The organism is Paenibacillus sp. R-74696 (assembly GCF_055814915.1).
In genome coordinates, this window is sequence record NZ_JBPULM010000025.1 from 28,483 (window position 1) to 41,058 (window position 12,576).

Genomic DNA, 12,576 nt, shown 5'->3' on the forward strand with positions numbered 1-12,576 from the left:
GGCATGAAGGATACGTACAAAATTATGATCGTCGATGATGATCCCCATATTTGCGAAATAGTTCAGGTGTATTGTGAGAGAGAGGGCTTCACATCCGCCTACAGTCATAACGGGACAGAAGCTATGGAGCTGCTTGCGTCTTTCGAGCCGGATTTGATTGTACTGGATGTACTACTGGCTAATGAAAATGGCATTGATTGGTGCAGAAACGCCCGTAGCTACACGGATGCACCGATCGTATTTCTGAGCAGTCGTGAGGAAGACGAGGTGAAAATCAGCGCATTATCCGATGGGGGCGACGATTATGTGACCAAGCCGTTTAGCCCAGGCGTACTCATGGCCAAAATCAAGGCTCACCTTCGCAGAGTATCGAAGGGCAGAAGGGAACAACAGCTGGAGCTACCGGGTTTGACGCTCGATTTCTACGCACAGTCCGTCAACCTGGGTAGTGAACCCATCTTTTTATCAAAAAAAGAGTTCAATCTACTGTCCTATATGGCACAAAACGTGAATCGTGTCGTCAGTGCCGATGCATTGTTTCAGCTCATCTGGGGAATGGAGAGCCTGGAGGATACGAGAACGGTCGCTGTACACATCAGTAATTTACGCAAAAAAATCGAGGCTGATCCTGTCAATCCTGAGAGAATCATTACAATTCGCGGGGCCGGATATATGCTGGTTGCCAGTAAGCGTTAACATAGGGATAAGGTTGGTCGTGTACACGACTAATATCGTCTGGCGCAAAGCTATAACCTTTCAGCTCCTCACGACATTTTTCTGAATGCGGGAGCATATAACTGATCCTCTTTTTCCCAAGTCCATCCTAAATCCAGTTACGGATCTGAACTAAGAATTGTGCAATCCACACGGGGCAGTGAAACTGTTCATTTCAAATTCTAAAAATAAGACGCTCAGGGCGGCATCTCCCGAGCGTCTTTTAAATATCGGCTACGCCGGATTATCTTCGTTTCTTGGGAGATAATTCTCTATTTTTACAACAATCATGTACTTATTGACTGCTTTTTTCACTTTCTAGATTCAACATATTCAAAAGCATAACAACCGCTTCAGCTCTTGTTGTTTGTGCACGGGGATTAAACGTGTTCGCCCCTGTTCCTTTCACTACGCCGCGTTCTTTCAGAGCGGCTACTGCGCTTTTTGCCCAGACCGGAATCAATTGATCATCTGAGAAAGAGGTGACTGCATTCGGGTCCAGTGGCAGCTCAAATGCCTTCCCAATCATCGTTGCCATCTCTGCGCGCGTGATATTTGCATTCGGCTGGAAGGTACCTTCCTTATAACCGCTAATAATGCCAGCTCGCACAGCTTGTGCTACCGCAGCCTGTGCCCAAGCCCCAATATCCGCTTTATCTGTGAAGGTCAGCTCCGCTCCTTCTTCCTGAGCGTTCAATGCTTTCATCAGCATAACTGTGAATTCTGCACGGGTTACCGTTTTACCTGGCTTAAACGTTCCGTCCACATAGCCATTAACAACACCATCTTTTACTGCTTGCTTGATACTTGCTTCAGCCCAGTGTCCTGCGATATCACTAAGTTCAGCAGGCGTTGTTCCCTCTGATACGGGAAGCCCTGTCGATTGGTCTACAACAAGAACCGCAAATTTCGTAAAGTGATTAACCTCTACTGAAACCACATTTCCGATTGTCTTGCTGCCTTTCACTTCTACCCATTCTTTCTTCCCTTCATCGAAATAGAAGATCGCAACCCCTTGGCCGCTCTTCACATTGCTCGCATCGAAAGCAAAGGTGAGCGTTACAGGCTGGATGAAATTACCTGGAATGTTTTTCAATACTTCATATACCGAGCTTGCAAGAACCTCTTTATGGACTAACACATTTTTCGTATCTAGCCATTTCGTAATCGTTAATTTCAGTTCCTGATTGACTGCGCCTGTAGGAACGGTAATCGTGAACCGCTCTTCCAAGCTTACCTCGCCAATTGATCCTATTGGAAGCGTTAGGTTCCCATCTTTTGACGTCACTTTAGCTGGAGCTGGAACAACACTTCCGCTATTGCTTCCATTATTGGGTGGAGCAGTTGCTTCATTTACCGTCACCGTATACGTAACCTGCGTTACGCCATCCTCAGCAGTGACGATGACTTTATTACCTGTCGCTAATACTGTAGCTACCGTTATTCCGTCTGCTTGGTACACTTCAAACGTCGCATCCGCTGCTGGCGTGATTGCTGCTTTCAGCGCTGCCAAAGTTATACCGGATGGAATGGCTGTTATCGTTTCATTTCCTGTGCCCGTTGCACTTACGGTGCCGATTGTCGAAGTTAGCGTCGCCACCGTTTTCACTAACGTTACCGTATACGTAACCTGTGTGACTCCATCCTGTGCTGTAACGATGACCTTATAGCCTGTTGCCAAAGTTGATGCTGCTGTTGTCCCATCTGCTTCGTAGACCTTAACCGTCGCACCCGCTGCTGGCGTAATCGCTGCCTTTAGCGCCTCTAACGTCGTTGTGCTCGGAATGTTCGTAATCGTCTCGTGCAATGTTCCGCCCGTGCTAACCGTTCCGATTGTAGAGGTTAACGTTGCGGTGGTATTAATCCATCTAGCAAATAACGTCTTATTCGTCGTAATCGTAAAGCTGTCTGAAGCCGAGTAGCTCTTGCCGGTTCCGTCCGCTAGCGTATTCCATCCCGCGAACGTAAAACCTGTCTTGACCAAATTGCCGGTGTTTCCGACAACGCTAACCGTTGTTCCACGCAAATACGCGGTTTCGGCACTCGGCAAGTCTCCATCGGTTTCACCGTTTCCGTTATAGGTGACATGATGGAGCTGAGAGCTCCGCAAGTAAGGATACCCCTCGTTAAGCGAGGAATCGATTGCCCATGTTTGCTCGAAATCCCAACCTTCATAGCTGCTTTGCAGCATCATCGCCGCTGTCGTTAGCCCCGTACCGCCACCTGTCCCCGAACTCGTTTGTCCTGTTGTTTCGCTATCGAAAAAGCTATTGTTAGCCCCACTATTGTTTCCTACTAAGCCACCTAAGCTTCCGTCACCTGTTACGGCACCCGTTGCATAGCTGTTGACGATAGGAGACCAGTTTCCGCCAACTAATCCGCCTGCGGAATTCTTCCCATTCACGCTTCCATTGAAGTAGCTGTCAGAGATAGATCCTTCATTGCCTCCTACCAATCCGCCTGCTGTCCGATGTTGACCGCTAATGCTTCCGGTAGCAAAGCTATTTCTAATCGTGCTATAGTTCACGCCGACCAATCCGCCAGCATATGTCGCCGCTCCGCTCAGACTTCCCGCAAAGAAGCTATTGGTAATGCTGCTTTCATTAGAGCCTACCAATCCGCCTGCAAAGTACCCGTTGACGCTTCCTGTGATGACTCCACTGTTCGTGATCGTTCCGCTGTTCACTCCAGCTAGTCCACCAACAACCTCTCCACTGCTTACATCGATATTTTCCAGAATGACATTGCTGACCATCCCATGGTATATAAATCCGAATAGCCCTAGAGGATCGTAAGAATAAGTCCTACTAATCTTTAAATTCGCAATCGTATAACCGCTGCCGTCGAAGTTTCCTGCAAATCCATTACCATAATCCCAATTACCAATTGGCATCCAGCCTTCACCGGCCGCATATCCGCTCAAATCGATATCCGCTGTCAGCTTAAAACTCGCGTTTAAGAAATACCTGACCTGATTAAGCTCGGCCGCGGTTGCAATGAGATAAGGATCCTCTGTTGTTCCCGAACCACCGGCAAATACCGTACCCGTTGCCGGGAATGTCGCTGTTACCACTCCGGAATCGGCTGAATTCGTTACGATTGTTGCCCCCGCTAACGTGAAGAAATCCGAAGGCACTCCCGTCAACACATGCCCCCTCTTGGGCGTGATCGTCAGAGTTGCCGTGTAGGTCTCTCCCTCTGCAAATCGGGGAGCAGCCTCAGGAGACCAAGCGATTGATGCGGTATATTCATCTGTAGTTGTCTCCCGAACTGGCACTTCGCCCGCGACTGGCGCAGGTACCCCGCTAATCGCTGCAGTCGCAATGACATCTATAGCATTCATCGTCACCGTATACGTAATCTTCGTTGCTCCATCCTGAGCCGTAACAATGACCTTATTGCCCGATGCCAACGTCGTCGCTACCGTGGTTCCATCAGCATCATAAATCTCGAACGTAGCATTCGTTGCCGGCGTGATCGCTGCCTTCAACTCGTCTAACGTCACATCGCCCGGAATGCTCGTAATGGTCTCCGTCGCTGTCCCGCCCGTGCTCACCGTTCCAAACCCGGATGTCAAAGTAGCTTTGGTGCTCAGCCAATGCGCATACAGGGTTGTATTCTTGGTTATCGAAAATGTGTCTTCTGACACATAGCTGGTACCGCTGCCGTCCGCTAACGTATTCCATCCCACGAAGACATAGTCGGTTTTGACTAAAGGATCTGAAGGATCTATATCTCCACTCACGGTAACCATTGCATCATTAGAATATACGTTGTTGTCAATCGGCACGCTTCCTCCCATGTTACCGTTACCGTCGTAGTTCACAAAACGGTAGAAAGCTTTCAAATAGGGATAGCCTTCATTCACATCCGGATCGATTCCCCAATAATCGTTAAAGCCCGGCCAATTTACATACGTACTTAGCGTCTTCATCTCTAAAGTTGTTTTACCTGTTCCTTTCCCCGTATCACTTTGCCCCGTCGTGTCGCTGTCGTAGAAGCTATTGGAGACTGATGCTCCTGGATTCAAAGCACCGGCCAAGCCTCCTGTAGGAGAGCTTTCAGCCCCTACCTTTCCTGTGGCGTAACTATTGTGGATCTCCCATTGATTAATCCCTGTCAAGCCGCCTGCGTTTCTATGCGCCGCATTCACACTCGCATTGCTGTAGCTACTGCTGATTGATCCAGAAGCGAACCCTACCAAGCCTCCTACAGATGAACCTCCGCTTATCTTGCCGGTCGTGAAGCTTCCCCTGATTGCTCCAAAGCTGGACCCAACCAAGCCTCCTACATTAGCATTACCCACAACATCGATATCTTCCAGCCCGATATTAACAATTGAACTTAAAGCAGAGGTTTCTCCGAAAAGCCCAACACGATTACTTTGTGGTCGATTAATCGTAAGATTAGTAATTTTATACCCTTTGCCGTTAAAGCTCCCTCTAAATGGATTGCCAATCGGCGCCCAGCCTTCTCCTCCCGCAAAACCGCTTAAATCGATATCCGCGATCAGCTCAAAATATATCCCGGATCCCAAATGATTTCTGACCTCATCGAGCTCAGCAGCCGTTTCAATGAGATAAGGCTCATTGCTCGTACCCGTTCCTCCTGCAAATTCTACACCTGACGCAGCAGATACCTGATTCCCTCTAACGAACAGCCCGTTCCATCCGCCTAGTACTATCAACATCGCTAAGATGATAGACGTTACTTTCTTACTTGCTCGAAATCTTGTACTCATGTCGTTTTCTCCTCCATACCACTATTGAATTCGGACCTAAGTATAGGTCCCAAGCCATACAAAAAAACACTAACCAAAGTTAGTGTTTCGCAAATATTGTAGAAAAAAGTCTAATTTATGAGTTCCAACTCCTTTGCACGGGCGATTGCCTGACTCCTTCTTTTAACTCCCAGTTTTCCGTATACGTTATGAATATAGCCTTTGACTGTCCCTTCTGTTAATCCGAATCGATAGGCAATTTCCTTATTCGTCAATCCATCTGTCAGCGCGTACAGGATCTCTGTTTCACGATTTGTAAGTGATTCGAATAACAGCTGTGAAGCTTTCGCAGAAGTTGATGACGGATCATCTGTTGGAACGATTGGTGAATAACTTTGGCTGCGAGCTTCATCTAATGATTTCACATACATCATTCGGGCAATCATTTGCTCCAGCATGACCCGTATTTCTTGAGTGAAAACGCCGGCTATGAGACTGTTCTCCAAGTAAAGTGCGAATGGCGTTAGTCCTCCTGTGAAAAGAACAGGCATACACAGTACGGATTGGGACTGGTTTCTATGAATAGAGGGATCAGCGGAATAAGAGCTGTGCGAAGCATTAGCAAGTACCACCGATTCGCCTGTTTTTAGTACATAACGGATAATAGACTCACCATACGAAGCTCCGCTGCTATCGCTCAATGAGACTTCCTTTTCAACGACGTAGGTCTCTCCCTCGCTACCCACAATAAATCCCTTTTCCGCACCAGAATAGCGGATTGCAAGCTCCAGGAATTGGTCCATGGTATGACAATGGTCTAGTGAAGTCATCCATTCTTGCTGCTGTTTGTATTGCCTATTGTCCGCAGTAAGCCAAGACGTGAATTCAGACTTGATTTCGATTGCTCTAGGCTCATCTGCAACTGCCTTGTCATCCCCTATTTTCTCAATCGCAGCTGTTCTTAATCCTTCATTTGTTTCTCTTAGCTGCCTTGCTTTGGCAGTAGCGCCCCATCTTGTATAAGCGTCACAAGCATCAGCAATAAGAGCCTCCGCCCCGTTCATACTCCCCATCTGCCTATAGAAAATAGAAGCCCGTTCACAAGAAATAGCCTCCATTAGTCCCTCTCCCGCCTGGCGGGCTGCCCGAATGGCTTCCTCGTATAATTGTGCAGCAGCAACTCTATTGCCCTCCATCAGATAGCGTTCAGCTGATAAAAGCAAATAAGTAGACGAATCCTTGCCGCTATAACCAGACCATCGCCTCATGGAACGCAAGTGCTTACGCAACTTAATCCGTATCCTCTTCTGCTCATTCGGCGACGCTTCCGAATACATAGCAGCAAGCGTTAATGAATGGTACATCCTCTGTTTACGAACATGCGGCCGAGTTTGGAGGAAAGTATTTCTCTCACCTCTTTCAACCCATTCAAGGGCTTCCCGGTACCGCCCGAAGAGATAAGCAATCTCTATGTTACAGGTGCATGTGTAATAGACCTCGTTATTCAAAAAATCCTTGTATGGCTCATTCAGTAAGGGCGTAACGTATTGATCGCTTTCTCCAGCCCCATCTTGCATTTGTGCGATGTACCAATTCGCCCTACGAAAAATATTACGTGTGACACCGTCCACAAGCTGCTGTGAAGTCTCTTCATACACTTTTATCCGTGCAGATAATGAATACAAATCGCCGGTGTAGTTTGTTATAGTCGTCATCATCGCAATACTAACATAGGTTAGATTAGCCGATTCCATCCCATATTGGATCGATTTCTCAAACTGCTTAATCCCTTCATCCGGAGTAACAATTCCGACAAGACCTTTCAGATAATATAATCGGCTTCGCAGGTCTGCGCTGTCAAAGGAGGCTGCTAGATGGAATGCCTGATCTACATATTGAGGCCCCGTACGGAAACCTGACATTTTATAAATAACCATCCCGTAGCTGGCAAGCATAAAGGAGAAAGCCTCATTGCTTCCATACTTTAGACCATACCGAACAAATCTTGAGAATAACACAGCTGACTGCTCTAGACTTAGTACATAGACAGGGAGCGAAATCGCCATGACCAGGTCTGACAATGCTTTATAGCGCGGGTCACGATTAATCGGTAAATGAGGAACCTCGCTACCCTTATTGAACAATACGCTCTGTGTCATTAATATTTCCTTTATAACTAATGCTTTGGAGGGCTTGCTTGGTAAATGCCAGCCCAATTCTGCTAGCGCCTGCTGCCCAATATGGACAGCCGTTTCATCCTTCTTCAAATACGAATACATGGCAATACGTATCAAATAGATATGAGAACGTTCAACCACGTTTGTTGTGCAAGACATTAAGTTTGCAAGTAGCTCCTCCGCACGCTCTGTATAACCACACATATATTCACATTCGGATATCTCCAGCATGATACGGTAATCAAGGGACGCTGTATTCTTCCAGTCACCGCCAGACAGACGTAAAGCGATCTCATAAAAATGGAGCGCAGCCGTAAATGCTGTTGTTGCCTTAGACTTTATACCCGCCTGATAGTTAAATGCGGCAAGCTCTCTCTTCTCCGCATCATCCACTATCTTCTCGCTGCCCAGATTCAAGTGATGCACCCTATCAAATATAGTAAATACACTCTCACTTAATAAATGATCGCGTATGACACGGCCAATGGTCAGATGTAAGCTCGCTTGGTCCGATTCAGACATTGTCATATAAGCCGCCTGTTGAATACGGTCGTGCAAGAATCTATAATAACGTTCAACACCGTCTGACTCATCACTGTCATTTTCTCGGCAGATTAGCCCCTCTTCCTCTATGACATGCAGAAGTCTGCGTACATGCAGCAGGGGATATCCACTTACTAAAGAGATCGTGAGTGGACAGAAACGATGTCCGATAGCTGCCCCTATGGCTAACAGCTCGATCTTTTCGGGGGATAGCATACGAATACGAGCCTCAATCAAATGTACAATGTCAGGATCCTCAGGAATTTCCGTGATGACAGATGGTTCCCAGACCCATGAGGCCTCTACTTCATCATAATAAAGCTTATTCTCTCGATACAGATTGTCCAGTAAACGATTCAGGTATAGTGGATTGCCGCCTGTTCGGTGGTATAACACCTCCGCAAGCGAGCGAATACGGGCGGAGTTCTCATCAAGAACATCCGACACGAATTGTCTCACTTCAATGTAGGACAGAGCCTCGAGATGGATATGATGTACAGATAATTGCAATTCATCATGCAAGGAAAGCGACTCCGCCATCCATACAGCTGCATCCACTTTATTCTCTTCATGTTTTTGCCATCCTAAAGTGAATTCCTCCCGAAACGCACTGATTACTAGTAAGCCAGGCCGTGCCTGATCGTGTACAATTGTACGAAGAACATCTATTGTAGCAGGATCTGCCCATTGAAGATCATCCAAGAATATGACTAAGGGATGCTGCTTATCTACAAAAACTTTTATGAATATAGGTACTAAGCGGTTAAAGCGAATAGCAGCCTCAGCAGGATGCAGCGGCTCTATCGCTGGAATGACATCGAACAGCTCTGCAGCTTCTGGTAACAGCTGTACAATAACAGCTGCTCCCTGGCCTAAAGCCTTTGTTAATTGTTTCTTCAGTTTCGCTACTCTATCCGGCGATTCGCTCCATATTTGTCGGATTAGGCTTCGCAAAGCTTCCAGCAATGAAGAGAACGGAATGTCGCGATTCATCATATCGCATTTGCCACTAATGAACCGACCTCCATCCCTTCTAACTAACATCTGAAGCGCTCGGACGAGCACCGTTTTGCCACTGCCTGCACTTCCGCTGACGAAAACGAACGAAGATGCACCAGCTTTTGCCTGTTCGAAAGCATCTCGGAGAGCTCTTTCTTCCCTTTCACGACCAAAGAGGGTCTGAGGAAGCCGAAATCGGCTTGCCTCATCTGCCTGAGCGATTTCGAAAAATATGACTTCTCCCTTTTCCTCCATCGATAAGGCACACTGCTTCAAATCACTTAATAAACCATAAGCACTCTGATAGCGCTCTTCCGGATTCTTCGACAACAGCTTCATAATAACAGCCTCAAGCGAGCCAGCCACATCGGAACGCCATTCGCGCAGAGGCTTCGGTACAACAGCAAGGTGCACATGTATCCATTCTTCTAAACTTTGTGCATGAAACGGCAGACTGCCTGACAGCATCTCATAAAAGATCATACCCAGGGCATACAAATCGCTGCGCCCATCTAGCATATGATTGATTCTGCCCGTTTGTTCAGGAGACATATAGGTGTAATCCATGAGTAGCGGATCTGTGAGAATAGCTGATTTCATATCAAATTGAATTTGAAGATTCGCCGGATTTAAATTTCCAAATAATTCATTTTGCTTATGAGCCCGATGTACCGACTCAGTTAGTCCTATAGCTATACGTAAGAAGGAAGCGACGTCCATTGGATCTCCGTTCATCATTTCCTTCAAATGAATAGCTTCTGTAAGTATCATCCTAGGTCCCTCTCCAATCCGTACGCAGTGCTTCTTGTTATTCTATCATTTTATTCGAATCAGGGCGCTGCGGATTGACCGTGCCAAAGATATGAAACGGTGTTATCCCATTTGCGAATAGGCTATCTATCAGCTTGACCAATTCTTCCGACGATAAATCTTTGCCGTTGCGTATCCAAAGGCGAAACATAGACATTAAAGTTGATATGTAAAACTCAATCAGGTATGGCGTTAAGATATCATTTGTTGGAAGGTCCACAATCAATCTCTCAAAGGGAATTTCTCTTTTCAGACGTTCAAGAAAATGAACAGAACCATAGTCACCTAAGAGGGCTTTTAGGACTGAAATTTCTTCTGTATTTTCCAAGCATTGAAGGGCATCTTGGAAATTATGCGTAGAAAGCTCCCTGCTTGCCATTTCCTCCTTAATGGATTTCAAAATACTCTCTTCCACATAGTCCAACAACTCATAGATATCTGTAAAGTATTGATAAAATGTACTGCGATTATATCCTGACTTGTTAGCAATCTCTTGAATAGATATTTTTTCAATTGGTTTTTGGCTATATAAATCACAGAAAACACTTATAAATGCTTGCCTTGTTTTGTCCGTAATTTCAGGTTGCTTTTTCATGATTAGCCTCCATTTTCTGTTCAATACATTATCCGACAGATATTAAAAATCTGATGGTTGATGACCGTATAGTGAATACATACAATATTATTATACAACACGTTGTTTGATCATCAACAAGGATTATCAACTATTTTAGGGAGGCTAACATGCGAATTTTATTCTTCGGTAGAGGTGTAATATCGACCCAATATGCGTGGGCTTTTGAACAGGCAGGGCATACAGTTGAGTTTTACGTCAGAAAGGGGAGAAAAGAAACCTTCGGAAGCAGTATAGAGCTTGAAATGTGGGACGCACGAAGAGGGAAAAAACTCATAAAAGAAAGCTGGAACGTCAAACTGCATGAGGAGATACTTCCAAATTATGATCTCATTATTGTGAGCGTCAACACGGAACAACTTCCGGAAGCAGCACAATTCCTATCGACTGCTGCAGGAAACACCCCTGTCCTCATATTCAATAACGTTTGGCAAGATTTGAAATCATCGATCGCACCATTGTCAATGAACAATGTTGTCTTTGGCTTCCCCGGAGCAGGAGGCGGCATAGCGGACAATAGGCTTCGAGGTGGCTTTTTGAAAATGCTATTTCTTGAAAAACCACGGGCAGGCACTGAGCATATTAACCAATTGGTCAAAGAAGGTTTTGAAAGTGCCCATTTTAAAATTAATTGGGTAAAGGATATGCAAAACTGGCTATGGAATCACTTTGCCATGAATGCAGCTATGGAAACCGAGGTATTAAAACAGGGAAGTTTTTCAGCACTCCTGAATCATAGGACCTCATTTGCAAATGTTGGGTTAAATATGAGAGAAATGATCCCTGTACTTAAAGCAAGAGGTGCAAAGCTTGATGCCATTTCTCTCATGTTGACTAAAATTCCACCGGTACTTCTCGGCATACTTTTTAACAAGGTTATTTTTGCAAAAGGCAGCTTACCGCGACTTTTTGTGGAATACAACAATAGTAAAGCAGGTTTTGCGGTACTTGAAGTTGTGAGAGAAGCAAAAAAGGCCGGCATACCTTTGCCACGTCTTACGATGGCATTTAAAAATACTGAATATGCAAAAGAAATATAAAGAAGCCTTCGATGGCTTCGAGCGAAAGCCGAATCTGCTTCTTGGCCTAAAAAACACACCCCTTAGCATGCATCGGATTACCCGCGGGTTTTTCCAATGACTATTCTAAGGGGTATCTACAACGAACTTAGACACGCTCAAGCAAGACCATTGGGGTGTCCATCCTCTGTCCACACATTCATTAACAAACGTTTGGGTTAACATTAGCACAAGTCCTTTTTTTTCGATGCTCTGTTTTTGTTGCAATGTCAATTGCAATCACAGCATTAAATCTGGCAGTTACGCCCCACCTTACCTCAGCGAGGCATATTTGCTCGATCGAATGAACTCGCGATGGGCTTCCTGAATCGAGTTCACGCGCATCAGCAGCTCCTCGGAACCGCCATGCTTCAGTTGCCCCGCAATCTGCATGAGCTTGAACGTTCTGTAATAGCTCGCATCCGCTTTGCTTCGACTGTGCTGCAATACGTCTTTATATGCTTGGCGTTCCATCGAGAGGCTGATTGCTTGATCATATAAATTGGAATCTTTTCGCTGTAAGTAGTCCATTTCGTCGGTGCGCAGCTTCTTTCCCAGCATGAGTACATTTCTAATAGATGCCAAACGCGTCTGATCATTCGTCGCTAGAGCGTCCTTGCTTTGCTGCATTCCTTTGAAATAATTACTAGCCAGCTGCACGGATTTTACATTCACGCCATTTCCCTCCTAAATACAAATGTCGTCACATGCAACGACGCCTCTGTCCAAGCATCCGATTGCATCTACCTTCTCATGACAAATCATTCTTCTTCGTCAAAAAACTACAAATATTTCTTCTAATTTATCATGGTAGATTGCTACGCAAATGAAATGTAAAGAAAACTTTATGTTCAAGCTCGTTATGATGCTGACGCCGAAAACAGGAGCCGATACGTATGTTGAGATCGGCTTCACAAGTGC

Annotated in this window: 6 protein-coding genes; 2 read left to right on the forward strand and 4 right to left on the reverse strand. The window is 45.7% G+C overall.

All coding sequences use genetic code 11. From position 1 onward, the window contains the following. Nucleotides 1-3: 3 nt before the first annotated feature. A complete protein-coding gene (locus tag ACSR9A_RS07630) occupies nucleotides 4-696 on the forward strand; it encodes a response regulator transcription factor (protein WP_341281143.1) in 693 nt (230 codons plus the stop codon). Between the two features lie 313 nt (nucleotides 697-1,009). Here the strand turns inward: ACSR9A_RS07630 and ACSR9A_RS07635 are convergent, their stop codons facing one another. The 3 genes from ACSR9A_RS07635 to ACSR9A_RS07645 form a co-directional block, all read right to left on the reverse strand. Continuing rightward, a complete protein-coding gene (locus ACSR9A_RS07635) occupies nucleotides 1,010-5,455 on the reverse strand; it encodes an S-layer homology domain-containing protein (RefSeq protein WP_473756495.1) in 4,446 nt (1,481 codons plus the stop codon). A 110-nt stretch (nucleotides 5,456-5,565) separates the two neighbouring features. After that, nucleotides 5,566-9,924 (reverse strand): BREX system ATP-binding domain-containing protein, encoded by a 4,359-nt coding sequence (locus tag ACSR9A_RS07640; RefSeq protein WP_473756496.1) that lies wholly within the window; start codon nucleotides 9,922-9,924, stop codon nucleotides 5,566-5,568. 37 nt (nucleotides 9,925-9,961) lie between these two features. Beyond that, nucleotides 9,962-10,558: a TetR/AcrR family transcriptional regulator gene (locus ACSR9A_RS07645; protein WP_341281140.1), complete on the reverse strand. Its 597-nt coding sequence runs from the start codon at nucleotides 10,556-10,558 to the stop codon at nucleotides 9,962-9,964. 149 nt (nucleotides 10,559-10,707) lie between these two features. Here ACSR9A_RS07645 and ACSR9A_RS07650 point away from each other — a divergent pair, with 149 nt between their 5' ends. Beyond that, nucleotides 10,708-11,637 carry a ketopantoate reductase family protein gene (locus tag ACSR9A_RS07650; protein ID WP_473756497.1) on the forward strand — a complete coding sequence of 310 codons (930 nt, stop codon included), beginning with the start codon at nucleotides 10,708-10,710 and terminating at the stop codon, nucleotides 11,635-11,637. Between the two features lie 291 nt (nucleotides 11,638-11,928). On the opposite strand, the gene ACSR9A_RS07655 is transcribed toward ACSR9A_RS07650, so the two are convergent. Next, entirely contained in the window at nucleotides 11,929-12,330 is a 402-nt protein-coding gene (locus ACSR9A_RS07655) for a hypothetical protein (RefSeq protein ID WP_341281138.1), read from the reverse strand. Nucleotides 12,331-12,576: the final 246 nt, after the last annotated feature.